The 18,342-nt window shown below is 70.0% G+C and carries 15 protein-coding genes; 1 reads left to right on the plus strand and 14 read right to left on the minus strand.

What is annotated here, in order from left to right:
- Positions 1 to 22: 22 nt before the first annotated feature.
- Both lspA and ACIBCU_RS01545 read right to left on the minus strand, forming a co-directional pair.
- Positions 23 to 637: a signal peptidase II gene (lspA, locus tag ACIBCU_RS01540; RefSeq protein ID WP_399228463.1), complete on the minus strand. Its 615-nt coding sequence runs from the start codon at positions 635 to 637 to the stop codon at positions 23 to 25.
- Between the two features lie 148 nt (positions 638 to 785).
- A complete protein-coding gene (locus tag ACIBCU_RS01545) occupies positions 786 to 1,550 on the minus strand; it encodes a TraR/DksA C4-type zinc finger protein (RefSeq protein WP_362930424.1) in 765 nt (254 codons plus the stop codon).
- 577 nt (positions 1,551 to 2,127) lie between these two features.
- Between ACIBCU_RS01545 and ileS the strand changes: the two genes are divergently transcribed.
- On the plus strand, positions 2,128 to 5,271 hold the full coding sequence (gene ileS / locus ACIBCU_RS01550; protein ID WP_399228466.1) for an isoleucine--tRNA ligase: 3,144 nt from the start codon (positions 2,128 to 2,130) through the stop codon (positions 5,269 to 5,271).
- Between the two features lie 353 nt (positions 5,272 to 5,624).
- Here the strand turns inward: ileS and ACIBCU_RS01555 are convergent, their stop codons facing one another.
- The 12 genes from ACIBCU_RS01555 to murF form a co-directional block, all read right to left on the minus strand.
- Complete coding sequence (locus ACIBCU_RS01555) at positions 5,625 to 6,779, minus strand: DivIVA domain-containing protein (RefSeq protein ID WP_362930428.1); 1,155 nt, start codon at positions 6,777 to 6,779, stop codon at positions 5,625 to 5,627.
- Between the two features lie 49 nt (positions 6,780 to 6,828).
- Complete coding sequence (locus ACIBCU_RS01560) at positions 6,829 to 7,125, minus strand: YggT family protein (protein ID WP_104789816.1); 297 nt, start codon at positions 7,123 to 7,125, stop codon at positions 6,829 to 6,831.
- Positions 7,126 to 7,193: 68 nt separating this feature from the next.
- Positions 7,194 to 7,805, minus strand: coding sequence for a cell division protein SepF (locus ACIBCU_RS01565; RefSeq protein WP_362930431.1), 612 nt, complete (start codon positions 7,803 to 7,805; stop codon positions 7,194 to 7,196).
- 127 nt (positions 7,806 to 7,932) lie between these two features.
- Positions 7,933 to 8,652: a YggS family pyridoxal phosphate-dependent enzyme gene (locus ACIBCU_RS01570; protein ID WP_399228470.1), complete on the minus strand. Its 720-nt coding sequence runs from the start codon at positions 8,650 to 8,652 to the stop codon at positions 7,933 to 7,935.
- A gap of 6 nt (positions 8,653 to 8,658) precedes the next feature.
- Positions 8,659 to 9,390: a peptidoglycan editing factor PgeF gene (gene pgeF, locus ACIBCU_RS01575; RefSeq protein WP_399228471.1), complete on the minus strand. Its 732-nt coding sequence runs from the start codon at positions 9,388 to 9,390 to the stop codon at positions 8,659 to 8,661.
- A 17-nt stretch (positions 9,391 to 9,407) separates the two neighbouring features.
- Positions 9,408 to 10,622 (minus strand): cell division protein FtsZ, encoded by a 1,215-nt coding sequence (gene ftsZ, locus ACIBCU_RS01580; protein WP_362930437.1) that lies wholly within the window; start codon positions 10,620 to 10,622, stop codon positions 9,408 to 9,410.
- A 276-nt stretch (positions 10,623 to 10,898) separates the two neighbouring features.
- Positions 10,899 to 11,693: an FtsQ-type POTRA domain-containing protein gene (locus tag ACIBCU_RS01585; RefSeq protein WP_362930439.1), complete on the minus strand. Its 795-nt coding sequence runs from the start codon at positions 11,691 to 11,693 to the stop codon at positions 10,899 to 10,901.
- Between the two features lie 49 nt (positions 11,694 to 11,742).
- A complete protein-coding gene (murG, locus tag ACIBCU_RS01590; protein ID WP_362930441.1) occupies positions 11,743 to 12,837 on the minus strand; it encodes an undecaprenyldiphospho-muramoylpentapeptide beta-N-acetylglucosaminyltransferase in 1,095 nt (364 codons plus the stop codon).
- A gap of 6 nt (positions 12,838 to 12,843) precedes the next feature.
- Positions 12,844 to 14,310, minus strand: coding sequence for a putative lipid II flippase FtsW (gene ftsW, locus ACIBCU_RS01595; protein WP_399228474.1), 1,467 nt, complete (start codon positions 14,308 to 14,310; stop codon positions 12,844 to 12,846).
- Positions 14,311 to 14,440: 130 nt separating this feature from the next.
- A complete protein-coding gene (gene murD / locus ACIBCU_RS01600; RefSeq protein WP_362930445.1) occupies positions 14,441 to 15,874 on the minus strand; it encodes a UDP-N-acetylmuramoyl-L-alanine--D-glutamate ligase in 1,434 nt (477 codons plus the stop codon).
- Positions 15,856 to 16,926 carry a phospho-N-acetylmuramoyl-pentapeptide-transferase gene (gene mraY, locus ACIBCU_RS01605; protein WP_362930447.1) on the minus strand — a complete coding sequence of 357 codons (1,071 nt, stop codon included), beginning with the start codon at positions 16,924 to 16,926 and terminating at the stop codon, positions 15,856 to 15,858. Before mraY ends, murD begins: the two co-directional genes overlap by 19 nt.
- Positions 16,923 to 18,341, minus strand: a complete 1,419-nt coding sequence (gene murF, locus ACIBCU_RS01610; RefSeq protein WP_362930450.1) for a UDP-N-acetylmuramoyl-tripeptide--D-alanyl-D-alanine ligase — start codon at positions 18,339 to 18,341, stop codon at positions 16,923 to 16,925. The genes mraY and murF overlap by 4 nt, the downstream gene beginning before the upstream one ends.
- Position 18,342: the final 1 nt, after the last annotated feature.

Consider the following 18,342-nt stretch of genomic DNA (forward strand, 5'->3'; position numbering starts at 1 on the left):
AGTCGAGTATGCCTTGCGCCCGCTAGTCCTTGTGCACGGTGCCGTCGGGGTCCAGGCCCTTGAAGGAAAGGATCACGATGAGGATTCCGCCGCAGACGATCGCCGAGTCGGCGAGGTTGAAGACGGCGAAGTGCGCGGGGGCGATGAAGTCGACCACCGCGCCCTCGAAGACCCCGGGCGCGCGGAAGACGCGGTCGGTGAGGTTGCCGAGCGCTCCGCCGAGCAGCAGGCCGAGGGCGATGGCCCAGGGCAGGCTGTAGAGCTTGCGGGCGAGCCGGACGATCACGATGATCACGATGGCCGCGATGGCTGTGAAGATCACGGTGAATGCCTCACCGATCCCGAATGCGGCGCCCGCGTTGCGGATCGCGTCGAGCTTCAGCCAGTCGCCGAAGATCTCGATCGGCTCCTCGTGCTCCAGCTTCGCGACCACGATCATCTTGCTGATCAGGTCCAGGAGGTAGGCCAGGACGGCCACACCGAGCAGTACCAGGATCTTCTTCCTGCCCCGGCCGCTGCCGGGCTCGTCGCTCCCTGCCGGGCTCGAGCCCCCGGCGGGCTGCTGGGGCTCAGCCCCGTCGGCCCCCTCGGCATCAGGGATGTCCGGCGTACCGATGATGCGCTCCGCCTCTGCCACGTGAGTCCCTCAACCTAGGTGCCTGACTGAGGACGAGGGTACGACACACCCGGGGGATCAGGGGCGTCAGGACCCGGAGCTCCCAGGCTTCCACGGCCCTTGAGGTCTTCCGTCCGGGTCGGGCCCCGACCCGGACGGAAGGCGGCTCCTAGCCGCGACGCTCCTGCTTCTGCTTGTCCTCCACGCAGAGCGTGGCCCGGGGGAAGGCCTGCATCCGCGCCTTGCCGATCGGCTTGCCGCAGACCTCGCAGAGCCCGTAGGTGCCCGCGTCGAGCCTGGCGAGCGCCCGCTCGGTCTGGTCCAGGGTCTCCTGGGCGTGGGCCGCCAGGGAGAGCTCGTGCTCCCTGGTGATGTTCTTCGTGCCGGTGTCCGCGTCGTCGTCCCCCGCTCCGTCCCCCGAGTCGCGCATCAGGCCGGCCAGCGCCGCGCCCGACGCCTCCAGCTCGGTGCGCAGCCGCAGGACCTCGCCGGCCAGCTCGGTCCGCGCCGCGTCGACCTCCTCCGGGGTCCAGGGGTCCTCCCCCGGCCTGACCGCCAGGTCTCCGGGCGCCGTCGTGACGCCGGCCCTGGCCGGGGGGACCGCGGTCGCGGTGCCCTCTCCTACAGCCGTGGTCCGGGCCGCGCTCTTCTTGGCTACCACCGTGTGGGCTCCTGTCTGCTCGGCGGCCTGGGCCGCCCCCGTGGCCTTCTTCGACGCCTTCTTGGCTGCGCTCTTCTTGGCCGTGCTCTTCTTGGCCGTGCTCTTCTTGGCCGTGCTCTTCTTCGCCGGCTCGTGATGCGCCGGGTCCTGACCGGCCTGTTCCGGTCCCGGCGGATGGTCCGCCGTCCTCTTCCCGGCGGCCTTCTCCTCGGCAGCCGCAGCCGTGGATCTCTCGGACGCCGATCTCGATGCGGCGGTCTTCTTCGCCACCATGGCCGCGGCCCCTTCACATATTGTGATCTTGCACGCGAATCGTGCTGGGACGATAAATCGACCCCAGCTCCGCGGCAACGGGGCACGCCGCCGGTTCGCCCCCTCCCGCTGCCGGTCGGTGGCGCGCCTGCAACCGTTGTGCCCAGCTCCCCGCCCGGTAATCCGTCCTCGCGCACCCTCCGGAGACTCCGTCCGCCCCGACTGGCCATTCGGGTGCAAGCGCCTTCCACGTACCCGTCGGTCGAAAACCGGTCGGCCGTCGCCCGCGAGGGCCCGTACACTGGCCCCAGCGAGAGGCATGGATGGGACGAGTAGCGTCGTACGCAGCCAGGAGCGACCCGGGGACGGTGGAAGCCCGGGGGCGAGCGCGCCGTGAAGATCAGCCCTGAGCCGCCGGAAGAAAGCTTTGGACAGTGGGCCCGGCCCGCGGACACAGAGCGACTAGACCCGGCATCGCGACCCCAATGAGGGGGCCACGGGTGCATGCCCGGGGCCAAGGAGGGTGGTACCGCGGGGGCTGACCAGGCTCTCGTCCCTCCGACGGAAGTGGAAGACGTCCGCCGGAGGAAGCCCGCACATGACATCGCCGCAGTACCGCCAGGTACCCGCCCAGGTCGACCTGCCCGCCCTCGAGCACGCCGTGCTCGACTTCTGGCGCGACAGCAAGGTCTTCGACAAGAGCCTCGAACAGTCCGAGGGCCGCCCCGAGTGGGTCTTCTACGAGGGCCCCCCGACGGCCAACGGCATGCCCGGGGCCCACCACATCGAGGCCCGCGTCTTCAAGGACGTCTTCCCGCGCTTCCGCACCATGCAGGGCTACCACGTCGGCCGCAAGGCCGGCTGGGACTGTCACGGCCTGCCGGTCGAGCTCGCGGTGGAGAAGGAGCTGGGCTTCAACGGCAAGAAGGACATCGAGGCCTACGGCATCGCCGAGTTCAACGCGAAGTGCCGTGAGTCCGTGACCCGCCACACCGACGCGTTCAGTGAGCTCACGACCCGCATGGGTTACTGGGTCGACCTGGACGACGCCTACCGCACGATGGACCCCGAGTACGTCGACTCCGTGTGGTGGTCGCTGAAGGAGATCTTCAACAAGGACCTGCTGGTCCAGGACCACCGCGTCGCCCCCTGGTGCCCCCGCTGCGGCACCGGCCTCTCCGACCACGAGCTGGCCCAGGGCTACGAGACGGTCGTCGACCCCTCGGTCTTCGTGCGCTTCCCGCTCACGTCCGGCCCGCTGGCCGGCGAGGCCGCGCTGCTGGTCTGGACGACCACGCCGTGGACCCTGGTCTCCAACACCGCCGTCGCCGCGCACCCCGACGTCGACTACGTGGTCGCGACGAACGGCGAGGAGAAGCTCGTCGTGGCGCGGCCGCTGGTCGGGAAGGCGCTCGGCGAGGGCTGGGAGCTCACCGGCGAGACCTTCACCGGCCGCGAGATGGAGCGCTGGACGTACGAACGCCCGTTCCAGCTCGTCGAGTTCCCGAGCGAGGCGCACTACGTCGTCAACGCCGAGTACGTCACGACCGAGGACGGCACGGGTCTGGTCCACCAGTCCCCCGCCTTCGGCGCCGACGACCTCCTCGTCTGCCGCGCGTACGGCCTGCCGGTCGTCAACCCGGTCCGTCCCGACGGGACCTTCGAGGAGGACCTCCCGCTGGTCGGCGGCGTCTTCTTCAAGAAGGCCGACGAGGCTCTCACCGAGGATCTGGCCGCGCGCGGCAAGCTGTTCCGCCACGTCCCGTACGAGCACAGTTACCCGCACTGCTGGCGCTGCCACACGGCCCTGCTGTACTACGCGCAGCCGTCCTGGTACATCCGCACGACTGCGGTCAAGGACCGGCTGCTCCAGGAGAACGAGAAGACCAACTGGTTCCCGGACTCGGTCAAGAACGGACGCTTCGGGGACTGGCTGACCAACAACGTCGACTGGGCGCTGTCGCGTAACCGCTACTGGGGCACCCCGCTGCCGATCTGGCGCTGCGAGGACAACCACCTGACCTGCGTGGGCTCCCGCGCCGAGCTGTCGGAGCTGACCGGCGCCGACCAGTCGGGACTGGACCCGCACCGGCCGTTCGTCGACGAGATCACGTTCACCTGCTCGCACGAGAACTGCCAGCTGGAGGCGTACCGCGTCCCGGAGGTCATCGACGCCTGGTACGACTCGGGTTCGATGCCGTTCGCGCAGTGGGGCTACCCGTACAAGAACAAGGAGGTCTTCGAGTCCCGCTATCCGGCGCAGTTCATCTCGGAGGCCATCGACCAGACCCGCGGCTGGTTCTACACGCTGATGGCGGTCGGCACGCTCGTCTTCGACAAGTCCAGTTACGAGAACGTGGTCTGCCTGGGCCACATCCTCGCCGAGGACGGCCGGAAGATGTCCAAGCACCTGGGCAACACCCTCGACCCGATCCCGCTGATGGACCAGCACGGCGCCGACGCGGTCCGCTGGTTCATGGCGGCGGGCGGCTCCCCCTGGGCCGCACGCCGGGTGGGCCACGGCACGATCCAGGAGGTTGTCCGCAAGACGCTCCTCACGTACTGGAACACGGTGGCCTTCCAGGCCCTGTACGCCCGTACGTCGAACTGGGCGCCGTCGGCGGCCGACCCGGCCCCCGCCGACCGCACGGTCCTGGACCGCTGGCTGCTGAGCGAGCTCGGCGCCCTGGTGGACGGGGTCACCAAGGCTCTGGAGGGTTACGACACCCAGCGCGCCGGCAAGCTGCTCTCGGCCTTCGTCGACGACCTGTCCAACTGGTACGTCCGCCGCTCGCGCCGACGTTTCTGGCAGGGCGACAAGGCGGCGCTGCGCACGCTGCACGAGGTCGTGGAGACGATCACCCGGCTGCTGGCCCCGCTGACGCCGTTCATCACGGAGCGGGTCTGGCAGGACCTGATCGTCCCCGTCACCCCGGACGCCCCGGAGTCGGTGCACCTGTCCGACTGGCCGAAGGCGGACCCGGCGGCGATCGACCCCGCGCTCTCCTCGCAGATGGCGCTGGTGCGCCGCCTGGTGGAACTCGGCCGCGCCACGCGTGCCGAGTCGGGGGTCAAGACCCGGCAGCCGCTGTCGCGGGCCCTGATCGCGGCCTCGGGCTTCGAGTCGCTCACACCGGAGCTGCGCGCCCAGATCACGGAGGAGCTGAACGTCTCCTCCCTTGCCTCGCTCTCGGAGGTCGGCGGCTCGCTGGTCGACACCACGGCGAAGGCGAACTTCCGCGCGCTGGGCAAGCGGTTCGGCAAGGGCGTCCAGGCGGTGGCCAAGGCCGTCGCGAACGCCGACGCCGCCGCGCTCAGCCTGGCGCTGCGCGAGGGCACGGCCTCGGTGGAGGTCGACGGGGAGCAGATCACCCTCGCCCCCGACGAGGTCATCATCACGGAGACCCCCCGCGAGGGCTGGTCGGTGGCGTCCGACTCGGGCGCGACGGTCGCCCTGGACCTGGAGATCACCCCGGAGCTGCGGGCCGCCGGACTCGCCCGTGACGCGATCCGGCTGATCCAGGAGGCACGCAAGAACAGCGGCCTGGACGTGGCGGACCGGATCGCGGTCCGCTGGACGTCCACGTCCCCCGCGACGGCCGAGGCCCTGACCGCCCACGCGACGCTGATCGCGGACGAGGTCCTGGCCCTGGACTACGCGCAGGGCGAGGCGGACGACACGTACGGCGCCCCGTTCGAGGACGAGGGCCTCGCCCTCACGTTCCGCCTCCGCAAGCACTGACGCGCACGACCTGAGCGGCCCGCCCATCCGACCGGATGGACGGGCCGCTCCGTCTTTCCCGGGCCGGCGCCCCACCCCCGGCACCCGGACCCGATCCCGCGCCTCCCAGACCCCGGGGAGCCCGGCCCCAGGCTCGGGTCTCCCGGCAGGGGAGGGGCGGCTCCCCTGCCGGGAGACCCGAGCCAAGGTCGCTCACCCCCTGGACAGCCGGCCCCTCCCCCGCCGGGAGGCCCGTCCCGCCCCGCCCGCCGGCCCACCCGCGGACAGGGCACGCAAAAGGGCCGGGCCCCGGGAAAACCCGGGGCCCGGCCCTCAGCCTGCCGACGGCTACGCGCTCCGCGAGCGCGAACCGCTCAGTTGTCGTCCTCGTCGATCAGGAACCCACGCATCGGCGACGGCGCCTGCTGCATCGGCTGCGGCGCCTGCGGCCGCACCGGTGCCATCGGCTGCGTCATCGCGGGCGACATCTGCTGCTGGCCGCCGCCGTACGACGGGCCACCGCCCATCGACTGGTTGCCGCCACCCATCTGCTGGTTGCCGTGACCACCGTGGTTACCACCCATGGTGTGCCCCATCGCACCCGCACCGGCCGGAGCCAGCGAAGGCGACGGCGGCAGCGAGGCGGCGGCGGGCGTCCGCGGCGGAGCCAGCGAGTCGTCGGACTGGGTCTCCAGCTGACGCAGCTGGCTCTCCAGGTAGGACTTCAGACGGGTCCGGTACTCACGCTCGAAGCCACGCAGGTCCTCGACCTTGCGCTCCAGCGTCGCGCGGGCCGACTCCAGCGAGCCCATCGCCACGCGGTGCTTCTCCTGCGCGTCCCGCTCCAGGGCGTCCGCCTTGGCACGGGCGTCACGCTCGAGGCCCTCGGCACGGCTGCGCGCCTCGCCGACGATCTTGTTGGCCTCGGAACGGGCCTCCGCGATCGCCTGGTCGGCGGTCTGCTGAGCAAGGGAGAGGACACGGGCGGCGCTGTCGCCACCGGGACCGCCCTGACCGGGCTGCTGCATCTGCTGCTGCTGCTGCATCTGCTGCATCTGCTGCTGCGGTGCGTGACCGCCCATCGGGCCACCCATCGGGCCACCCATGGGACCGCCCTGCATCGGGCCGGGGCCGTGCGGGCCCTGCGGACCGGGACCGTGGCCACCCTGGGGGCCATGGCCGCTGGGACCGGCAGGCAGCTGCGGAGCTCCACCGGGCAGCTGGGGGGGACCCATCTGCGGGGGCTGCTGCTGCTGTGCCGGCGGACCAGATATGGCGGCGGGCACCGGGGCCCCTGGCCGGTCCTGCTGCTCCGGCGGTTTACGCATTCCCTGCTGCTGCTGGTTCTGCGCGGCGGCACGCGTGGCCGCGGCCAGCTTGGCGCGCAGGTCCTCGTTCTCACGGAGCAGTCGGGTCAGTTCCGATTCGACCTCGTCGAGGAAGGCATCGACCTCGTCCTCGTCATAGCCTTCTCGGAGACGGACGGTCGTGAACTGCTTGTTCCGCACGTCCTCGGGGGTCAGCGGCATCTCTTCTTCACCTCTACGTAGTCGTCGGCAGTCGGCAAGACCGTATCGTTCACACGCTGCTCGCAAGCTTGCCCACGAGGTTGAGCAGAATGTAGACGATGATCATCAGAACGAAGAAGGACAGGTCAAGTGCCACGCCCCCGAGACGCAACGGCGGTATGAACCGCCGCAGAAGCTTCAGCGGTGGATCCGTGACAGTGTAAGTGCCCTCGAGAACGACCACCATCGCCTTGCCTGGCTGCCATGAACGTGCGAACTGGAAGACATAGTCCATGACCAGCCGGAAGATCAGCACGATGAGGAAACACATCAGCGCGATATAGACCACATCCAGTGCGATGCCCATGTCCCGCGCTTCCCTCTCCCCTGGCTCTCGTAGCCCCGGCCACCCGGCCGGGTTTGTTCCCGGTGTTCTCAGCTCTGGTTGAAGAACCCGCCCTCTGCGATGCGGGCCTTGTCCTCCGCCGTGACATCGACGTTAGCAGGCGACAACAGGAACACCTTCTGCGTCACACGCTCAATGCTGCCATGGAGACCGAAGACAAGTCCCGCGGCAAAGTCGACAAGTCGCTTCGCGTCCGTGTCATCCATCTCCGTGAGATTCATGATCACCGGAGTGCCTTCGCGGAAGTGTTCCCCGATGGTACGGGCCTCGTTATAGGTCCTGGGGTGCAGCGTGGTGATCCTGTAGGGCTCCCGCTCGGACACGACCTTGGGCATGATCACCGGTGAGTTCTTCTCCATGTTCGGGCGGTCAGGTGTGATGGATGCCACGGGGGCGATTCGGGCGGGTCGTCCACTTTCCGCCGGGAGCTGAACCGGTTCCCGTGGCGCGGGCGGCTGTACCGATCGCACCGGTTCGTCCCGTTCCCGCTCCACAGGATGCGCGGGCTGGTGCCGCCGCCGGTCCCGCTCGGGCTCCGGCTCGGGTTCGAATTCGTCGTCGGGGTCGAACCCCGGACCGTCATACCCATCGTCCTCCACGAGGCCGAGGTAGACCGCCATCTTGCGCATCGCGCCGGCCATGCTCCGAGTCCTCCGCTCTGTGGTGGATCGGCATTCGTGTCACCAAGTGCCCGAGATCCACTCCGGCCTGCCCGCTTCAAGCGGGAATGACCATATTTTCTGCTGTGGTCCGACTTGCTTCGCGACGTTACCCGAGCCGGGGTCGGACTCCGAGTACCGCCGTACCGACGCGTACATGTGTCGCCCCGGCCGCGACGGCGTCCTCGAGATCCGCGCTCATCCCAGCAGAGACCATGTTCGCAGCCGGATGGTTCCCGCGCAGGCGGGATGAGAATTCCATCAGCCGGTCGAACGCGGCCCGTTGCCGGCCGGCGTAGGGACCGGCGAGCGGGGCGACGGTCATCAGGCCGTCGAGTCTGAGTCCTTCCGCCGCTTCCACCGAGGCCGCCAACTCCTCGATCGCGTCCGGCGCGACCCCGCCCCGGTCCCCTCGCTCACCGCTCTCGGCGTCGAGGGCGACCTGGACGAGGCAGCCGAGCTCACGCTCGCCCCGGACCGCCGCCGCCGAGAGTGCGGTGACCAGCTTCACGCGGTCCACCGACTGCACCACATCGGCATAACCGGCCACGGACCGGACCTTATTGGTCTGCAACTGTCCGACAAAGTGCCATGTGAGTGACAGATCCGCACAAGCCTCGGCTTTTGGCGCCGCGTCCTGATCACGATTCTCCGCGACCTGCCGCACACCGAGTTCGTGCAGAATGCGCACATCGCTCGCGGGGTAGGTCTTGGTGACCACGATGAGGGTCACTTCCTCCCGCTTGCGGCCGGCCGAGACGCAGGCGGAAGCAATGCGCTCCTCCACCTGTGCCAGGTTTGCCGCGAGTTGAGCCCTGCGATCCGTCATGCCCTATCAGTCCAACCAGACATATCCGGCGAGCCGTCCTGTGGTGCGGTCGCGGCGGTACGAGAAATGGTCGCCGGACTCCAGGGTGCAGAACGGCGAGCTGTGCAGGTCCCCGACGCCGAGCTCCGCGAGCTGGGCGTGGACCCCGGCCGTGACGTCCACCGCGGGTGTCCCCCAAGAGGTCTCCGACCACGACGCCGGGACGGCCTCGGCGACCTCCGCGCGCATCTGCTCCGGAACCTCGTAACACCGTCCGCAGACGGCCGGCCCGGTGTGCGCGGTGATCCGGGACGGTTCCGCCCCGAGTGCGATCATGGCCTCGACCGCGGCCGGTACGACTCCCGCGACCAGACCGGGCCTTCCCGCGTGGGCGGCGGCGACGACACCGGCCGCCGGATCGGCGAGCAGCACGGGCGTGCAGTCGGCGGTGAGCACCGCGAGCGGGAGTCCGCGCCGCGCCGTCACCACCGCGTCCACCGCGGGGATGTCAGCGGTGTCGCCCCAGGGGCCGTCCACCACAGCCACGTCACGCCCGTGCACCTGATTCATCCAGACCACCCGGTCCGGGTCGAGACCGAGGGAGCGGGCTGCGCGCGCACGGTTCGCGCCGACGGCGGCGGGATCGTCGCCGACCGCACCGCCGAGGTTGAGCTCCTCGTACGGAACGGCGCTCACTCCGCCCCACCTGTCGGTGAAGGCGAAATGGGCGCCGCCCGCCGAAGTCTCCGCGGCTTTCACCGCGTGCTGCGGACCTATCACTTCAAGAAGTCCGGTACGTCCAGCTCTTCGGCCTGGTTGTCCTGGTAGGGACGGGCCGTCGGGACGTGCGGCGGGGTGACCGGCGGCAGCGAGGTCTCGTTCGCCACCGGGGCCGGCTCGGCCGGCGTCTGGGGCTCCTCGCGCGGGGGCACGGAGCCCAGTCCGCCGGTCTGGCGGGCCGGTTCGGCGGTCCGGGCCGGCGGAGCCGACTCCTCGCGCTTGCCGGCACTGGATCCGAGGACGTTCTCCCGGCGGGCCGGCGGCTGTCCGCCGTCGAAGCCCGCGGCGATGACGGTGACCCGCACCTCGTCGCCCAGCGCGTCGTCGATGACCGCGCCGAAGATGATGTTCGCCTCGGGGTGGGCCGCCTCGCTCACCAGCTGGGCGGCCTCGTTGATCTCGAAGAGACCGAGGTCGCTGCCGCCGGAGATCGAGAGCAGGACACCGCGGGCGCCGTCGATGGACGCCTCCAGGAGCGGCGAGGAGATCGCCATCTCCGCGGCGGCCACCGCGCGGTCGTCGCCGCGGGCGGATCCGATGCCCATGAGAGCCGATCCGGCCTCGGACATGACCGACTTGACGTCGGCGAAGTCGAGGTTGATCAGACCCGGGGTGGTGATGAGGTCGGTGATGCCCTGGACACCCGAGAGCAGCACCTGGTCGGCCGACTTGAACGCGTCGAGCACGCTGACCTGGCGGTCCGAGATGGACAGCAGCCGGTCGTTGGGAATGACGATGAGGGTGTCGACCTCTTCGCGGAGCTCGGCGATGCCGTCCTCCGCCTGGTTCGCGCGTCGCCGGCCCTCGAATGTGAACGGGCGGGTGACCACGCCGATCGTCAGGGCGCCCAGCGAGCGCGCGATGTTGGCGACGACGGGTGCGCCGCCGGTGCCGGTGCCGCCGCCTTCTCCGGCGGTGACGAAGACCATGTCGGCCCCCTTGAGGACCTCCTCGATCTCCTCACGGTGGTCCTCTGCCGCCTTACGACCGACGGCCGGGTTCGCCCCGGCGCCGAGGCCACGGGTGAGTTCACGGCCGACGTCGAGCTTGACGTCGGCGTCGCTCATCAACAGTGCTTGCGCATCGGTGTTGATCGCGATGAACTCGACGCCCTTGAGACCGACCTCGATCATTCGGTTGATGGCATTGACACCACCGCCGCCGACACCGATGACCTTGATGACTGCGAGGTAGTTCTGCGGTGCTGCCACGTCGAAGGCCTCTCGCCTCGAGTTACGTGTCGTCGCTTCGCGGTAGTCCCGCCGCGACGACGGATGCCGATTGGGTCGGTCCGAACGCCGACCCAAACCCTAACCTTGAAGTTTAGGGTTACCAGTGTGTCTGCTTCTTGGACTCTTCCGAACAGGACACTAAGTCGACAAGTGGCGCACGTTCAACGAACACGCCGAACCTCCCGTTTTTCTTTTCACCCTATGTGATCACCCGTAGCGCTGACCAACCAGGGGGCTGGCCAGGCCAAACGTGCGTCAACTCTTCGACACCGCAGGGGCGGTGGGAGCACTCACGTCGAAGTGTCCCGCTTTGGGTGACGCTTTCATGAGAGCGGTGAGCACCCGCGCCTTCACGGGCCCTTCCTCACTACTGCCCCACATCACGGTCCGCCCCCGGGTCAGTTCGAGGACGGTGGAGTCGTACGAGGTGACCCGCACGGTCTTGGTCTCCCCCGCCACCTGCCCCGGAAGGTCCCCAGCGACACGGACCGCTTCGCGCAGCAGACGGTCACTGCCGAAGCGGCGCAGACTGGCCGACTGATCAGGCGTCAATTCGAGCATCGGTACATGCGTCGGCGCTCTGTCCACGGTTGCGAAGCGCACGCCTTTTGCGTCCACTTCAATGAACTTTGCGCCCTTTTCGACCAACAGGACCGCTTTCCGTTCGGTCACCTTAAGGCTGACACCGTGTGGCCATGACCGTACGACATCCACGGAGTCGATACGAGGCAACTTCTGGCGCAACCGGTCCGCGATCACCCCGGTGTCCACGGAGATCAGCGGTGATCCGACCGGGGCCGCCGCGGCGGCCTCCACCTCGCTCCGCGTCAGCACGTCGGTGCCGGTGGTCGTGACCCGCTCCAGCCTCAGCCAGGACGAGCCGTAGAGCACCCAGACCGTGGCGGCGGCGGTCAGCACGAGGCCGACAGCGGCCAGGACGAGCCGCGTACGGCCCGTCAGTCTTCGCCCCTGGGGGCCGATGTGCGGCGGGCGGGCCGGGGTGTCGGCCCGCTCGGCCTCACCGCGCTGGGCGGTCGTCGGTCCGGCCACGCTCGCTCCTTCGCCGGACCCGGGGCGCGTGCCCCGGGTCCGCACCGCCTCACGCCTTGCGGCGTGCGGCAATCGCTTCGTACACCATGCCGACGAGCAGGTCGTCGGCGTCCCGTCGCCCGAACTCCGCGGCGGCACGGGACATCTCGTACAGCCGGTGCGGGTCCGAGAGCACCGGAAGGACGTTGCCCTGCACCCATTCCGGGGTGAGCGCCGCGTCGTCCACCAGCAGACCACCGCCGGCGTTGACCACCGGCTGGGCGTTGAGCCGCTGTTCGCCGTTGCCGATCGGCAACGGGACGTAGGCGGCGGGCAGCCCGACGGCGGAGAGCTCGGCGACGGTCATCGCGCCCGCGCGGCAGAGCATCATGTCGGCCGCGGCGTAGGCGAGATCCATCCGGTCCACGTACGGTACCGGGATGTAGGGCGGCATCCCCGGCATGTTGTCGATGCGCGGCATTTCGTTCTTCGGGCCGACCACGTGCAGGATCTGGATCCCGGACCGCTGGAGCAGCGGGGCGATCCGCTGGACCACCTCGTTGAGGTGGCGGGCGCCCTGCGAGCCGCCGGAGACGAGCAGCGTCGGCAGGTTGGGGTCGAGACCGAAGGCGGCACGCGCCTCCGGGCGGACCCGGGCCCGGTCGAGGGTGGCGATGGTGCGGCGCAGCGGGATGCCGATGTAGCGGGCACCGCGCAGCTTGCTGTCCGGGGTGGAGACGGCCACGCCGTGGGCGTACCGCGAACCGATCTTGTTGGCCAGGCCCGGCCGGGCGTTGGCCTCGTGGACGACGATCGGGACTCCGGCGCGCTTGGCGGCGAGGTAGCCGGGCAGGGCGACGTAGCCGCCGAAGCCGACCACGCAGTCCGCCTTGGTGCGCTCCAGGATCTGCTCGGCGGCCTTGATGGTGCCGCGCAGCCGCCCCGGGACGGTGATCAGCTCGGGGGTGGGCTTACGCGGCAGCGGTACGGCAGGGATCAGTGCCAGTTCGTACCCCCGCTCGGGTACGAGCCTGGTCTCGAGTCCGCGCTCCGTGCCGAGGGCAGTGATTCCCACGGTCGGGTCCTGCCTCCGCAGGGCGTCTGCGAGGGCAAGCGCGGGCTCGATGTGCCCGGCGGTCCCCCCGCCGGCGAGTACGACATGCACCGAAATTCACCGCTCTCCGGACGGACGCTTCATGACGCGCCGTCTCATCGTCTTCCATCTGACCCCGGGCCTCCGCATGGCCAGGGCCGCTCTCGCCGCCGGGTCCTCTCGCGCGAAGGCGATCAGGAGTCCGACAGCGAACATGGTCGGCAGCAGGGCGGAACCCCCGTAGGAGAACAGCGGCAACGGGACACCGGCGATCGGCAACAGGCCGAGCACCGCACCGATGTTGATCACGGCCTGCGCCGTGATCCAGGTGGTCACGCCTCCCGCTGCGTACCTCACGAAGGGGTCCTCCGTGCGTCCGGCCACGCGGATACCCGCATAGCCTAGAGCCGCGAAGAGGGCCAGCACCGACAGCGTCCCCGCCAGGCCCAGTTCCTCCCCGGTGATGGCGAAGATGAAGTCGGTGTGCGGTTCGGGAAGTTGACCCCATTTTTCCACACTCGCACCGAGCCCGGAACCGAACCATCCGCCTGAAGCGAGAGCATAGATTCCGTGCACCGCCTGCCAGCACGAGTCGCCGGGGCCGGGTTCGGACGCTCCGATGCAGCCGAGCCGGGACATCCGGTTGGGGCTGGTCTTGATGAGCAGGAAGCCGATGAGGCACGCGAAGGCGAGCACACCGGCGAAGAGCCTGGTGGGAGCGCCTGCGAGCCAGAGCAGGCCGAAGAGGATCGCGGTGAGGATGATCGCGGTGCCCATGTCGCCGCCGAGCATGATCAGTCCGAGCAGCATGAACGCGACCGGCACGAGCGGCACGAGCATGTGCTTCCACTGGGCCAGCAGCCGCTTGTCCTGTTTGCGGGCGAGCAGGTCCGCGCCCCAGAGGATGAGGGCGAGCTTGCCGAACTCGCTGGGCTGGAGCTGGAAGGGGCCGCCGAGATAGATCCAGTTCTGGTTGCCGTTGACCGACATCCCTATCCCCGGCACCTGGACCAGGACCATCAGGAAGACCGTGCCCATGAGCAGCGGGTAGGCCAGCGCCCGGTGGAGTTTGACGGGCATCCTGGAGGCCAGCAGCATCAGGCCGGCCCCGATCACGGCGGCGATGAACTGCTTGCGGAAGAAGTAGGTGCCGGGCCGTGCCAGCTCCAGCGCCTTGATCATCGAGGCGGAGTAGACCATGACGAGGCCGAGCACGGTGATGAGCATGCCGGCACCGAGGATCAGGTAGTACGCGGTCAGAGGCCGGTCCCAGGCCCGTCGTGCCCGCTCGTACGTCCGCCGCACCCCGGCGCCCCGGCGCGGCCTGGGCTGCCCGCCGCCGGACCTGGACGGTCCCCCGCCACGCGGCGAGGGGGGCCGTCGGGGGCCGGTGGCGGGCCGGCTCCGCAGGGCGAGCCCGGCCAGCGGCCCTGGGCCCGCGGGCAGCGGTCCGGCGAGCAGGGGCGGGGTGAGCACCCGGTCGATCGCGGCGGTGGCCCGTGAACGGCCGGCTCCGCGCGCGGCTGAGCTCTCGTCGGCCGGCATTGTCGCTGTCCCCTCCACTGCTCGTGCCCGGGGCTGTCGCCCGGGGCCCCGGCCCCCGGCGGTGCTGCTCGTGCCGGGTCCCGGGACCCTCCCGGTCCTCCGGGACAGTACGACGCGGAGACCGGGTCCGTCAGGCGCTCTCGTCGGCGAGTTGGCGGACCGCGTCCGCGAACGCCTCGCCCCGCTTGTTGTAGTTGACGAACATGTCCATCGAGGCACAGGCCGGGGCCAGCAGGACGGTGTCACCGTGCCGGGCCAGCCGTGCCGCTTCACGGACCGCTGCGGACATCGCCCCAGTGTCGGTCCGGTCGAGGTCGACCACGGGTACCTCGGGGGCGTGTCGCGCCAGGGCTTCGCGGATCAGCGCCCGGTCGGCGCCCATCAGCACGACCCCCCTCAGCCGCTTCGCGGCCCCGCTGACCAGTTCGTCGAAGGTGGCGCCCTTGGCGAGGCCGCCGGCGATCCAGACGATCGGCTCGTAGGCGGCGAGGGAGGCCTCGGCGGCATGGGTGTTGGTGGCCTTGGAGTCGTCGATGTACGAGACCCCGGAGACATCGGCGACGTGTTCGATGCGGTGGGCGTCGGGGCGGAAGGCCCGGAGCCCGTCGCGCACGGCCGACGGCGGTACGCCGAAGGCGCGGGCGAGGGCCGCCGCCGCCAGGGCGTTGGCGATGTTGTGCGGGGCCGGCGGATTGACGTCGCCGACCTCGGCGAGCTCCTGGGCCTGCTTCTGCCGGTTGGCCACGAAGGCCCGGTCGACGAGGATGCCGTCGACCACCCCGAGCTGGGAGGGGCCCGGCGTACCGAGGGTGAACCCGATGGCCCGGCAGCCCTCCTCGACGTCGGCCTCGCGCACGAGGTCCTCCGTCGCCCCGTCCTGCGCGTTGTAGACGCAGGCGACGCTGTTGCCCTCGTAGATCCGGCCCTTGTCGGCGGCGTAACCCGCCATGGAGCCGTGCCAGTCGAGGTGGTCCGGGGCCAGGTTGAGCACGGCCCCGGAGTGGGCGCGCAGCGAGGGCGCCCAGTGGAGCTGGTAGCTGGAGAGCTCGACGGCGAGTACGTCGTACGTCTCCTCGCCGAGCACGGCGTCCAGCAGGGAGACCCCGATGTTGCCGACCGCGGCCGTGCGCAGGCCGGCGGCCTCGAGGATCGAGGCGAGCATCCGCACGGTCGTGGTCTTGCCGTTGGTGCCGGTGACCGCGAGCCAGGGTGCGGCGTCGGGGCCCCGCAGCCGCCAGGCGAGTTCGACGTCGCCCCAGACGGGGACACCGGCCACGGCGGCCGCCTGGAAGAGCGGCTTGCCGGGCTTCCAGCCGGGGGCCGTGACCACGAGCTCGGTGGACTCCGGCAGGGTGTCGCCGTCGCCGAGGCGCACGGTGACTCCGAGCGCCTCCAGATCGGCGGCCTGGGCGCGGGAGCGCTCGTCGTCGCCGTCGTTGACGACGGTGACGAGAGCCCCCCGCTCGTGCAGGGCGCGGGCCGCGGGGATACCGCTGACGCCGAGCCCGGCCACCGTGACGTGCTTGCCCTGCCAGTCCACGTCGTTCACTTCTTGGCTGCCCATCCCGCGTAGAAGAGGCCGAGTCCGACGATCACGCACATGCCCTGGATGATCCAGAAGCGGACCACGACAAGGACTTCGGACCACCCCTTGAGTTCGAAGTGGTGCTGGAGCGGCGCCATGCGGAAGACCCGCTTGCCGGTCATCTTGAACGAGCCGACCTGGATGACCACCGACATGGTGATCATCACGAAGAGGCCGCCGAGGATGGCCATCAGGAACTCGGTGCGGGAGCAGATCGCCAGACCGGCGAGCGCTCCGCCGAGGGCGAGCGAACCGGTGTCACCCATGAAGATCTTGGCGGGCGAGGTGTTCCACCACAGGAAGCCGAAGCAGGAGCCCATCAGTGCCGAGGCGACGACGGCCAGGTCGAGTGGGTCCCGTACCTCGAAACAGGCCTGTGGGTTGGTGAGGGTGATCGCGTTGGCGCAGGACTCCTGGAACTGCCACAGCCCGATGAAGGTGTACGCACCGAAGACCATCACCGACGCGCCGGTGGCCAGGCCGTCCAGACCGTCCGTCAGGTTCACGCCGTTGGACATGGCGAGGATCATGAACAGCGCCCAGACGACGAACAGCACCGGGCCGATGGACCAGCCGAAGTCCTCGACGAAGGAGAGCCGGGTCGAGGCCGGGGTGTTGCCCCGGAGGTCGGCGAACTGGAGCGAGAGCACGGCGAACGCGATACCGACGATCAGCTGGCCGGCCATCTTCGCCTTGGCGCGCAGGCCCAGCGAGCGCTGCTTGACGATCTTGATGTAGTCGTCGAGGAAGCCGACGAGGCCCATCCCGGCCATCAGGAACAGGACGAGGACGCCGGAGAAGCGGATGTCCTCACCGGTGATCACGTGCGCGAGCACGTACGCGATGATCGTCGCCAGGATGAAGGCGATGCCACCCATGGTGGGCGTGCCCTTCTTACTGCCGTGGGTACGCGGGCCGTCGTCCCGGATGAACTGCCCGTAGCCCTTGCGGGCCAGAAGTTTGATCAGCAGCGGGGTGCCGACCAGGGTCAGGAAGAGCCCTATGGCTCCCGCGAAGAGGATCTGCCTCATCGGACGGCGACCTCGCCCTCGGTCGTCTCCAGCAGTGCCAGGGCGACCTTCTCCAGGCCGACCGACCGGGACGCCTTCACCAGCACGACGTCTCCCGGGCGCAGTTCACTGCGCAACAGGTCGACGGCCGCCTGTGCGTCGGACACGTGCACCGACTCCTCACCCCACGAACCCTCGTTATATGCGCCCAGTTGCAGCCAGGAGGCTTCTAGTCCCCCGACAGCGACGAGCTTGCTGACGTTGAGCCGGACGGCGAGCCGTCCGACCGCGTCGTGCTCGGCGAGCGACGCGTCACCGAGCTCGGCCATCTGACCGAGCACCGCCCACGTGCGCCCCCCGGCTGCCTGTCGGGCCTTGCCCATGGCGGCCAGCGCACGGAGTGCGGCCTTCATGGATTCGGGGTTCGCGTTGTAGGCGTCATTGACGACCGTCACACCGTCCGGACGCTCGGTGACCTCCATGCGCCAGCGGGAGAGGGTGCCCGCCCCGGAGAGCGCATCGGCGATCTCGGTCACGGACATGCCCAACTCATGGGCGACGGCGGCCGCGGCGAGCGCGTTCGACACGTGGTGCTCACCGTACAGGCGCAAGGTCACGTCGCTGCACCCGGTCGGGGTGTGGAGCGCGAAAGCAGGGCGGCCGTCGTCCGTGAGCCGCACGTTCTCTCCCCGTACGTCCGCATCCGGGGCCTCTCCGAAGAGGAGCACCCGCGCTTCTGTACGGGACGCCATGGCCCGCACGAGCGGGTCGTCGGCGTTGAGGATCGCGGCGCCGTCCTCCGGGAGGACCTCGACGAGCTCGCCCTTGGCCTGGGCGATCGCCTCGCGGCTGCCGAACTCCCCGATGTGGGCGCTGCCCACGTTGAGGACCAGGCCGATCCGCGGGGGGGTCAGGTCGGCGAGGTAGTGGATGTGGCCGATACCCCGCGCACCCATCTCCAGCACGAGATGGCGAGTTTCCGCCGTCGCGCGCAGCGCGGTGAGCGGCAGACCGATCTCGTTGTTGAGGGAGCCCGGCGTCCAGACCGTGGGCGCCTTGCGCTCCAGCAGCTGGGCGATCAGGTCCTTCGTGGACGTCTTGCCGGCCGAGCCGGTCAGCGCGACGACGGTGGTGCCGAGGCGTTCCACGACGGCGCGGGCGAGGGCGCCGAGGGCGGCCACGACATCATCGACGACGATCGCCGGGGCACCGACGGGGCGGGCGGCGAGCACGGCCACCGCGCCCGCCTCGACGGCGCGCTGCGCGTAGTCGTGGCCGTCGACACGCTCACCGGCGAACGCGGCGAACAGGGAGCCCTGCCGCACCTCCCGGGAGTCGATGACGACGGGGCCGGTGACGACGGCGGAGCCGTCCGGTACGTCGTGCGGCTGCCCGCCGACGATTCCGGCGATCTCGGCGAGGGAAAGGGCGATCACT

The organism is Streptomyces sp. NPDC051064 (assembly GCF_044455985.1).
In the GTDB taxonomy this organism is placed as follows: domain Bacteria; phylum Actinomycetota; class Actinomycetes; order Streptomycetales; family Streptomycetaceae; genus Streptomyces.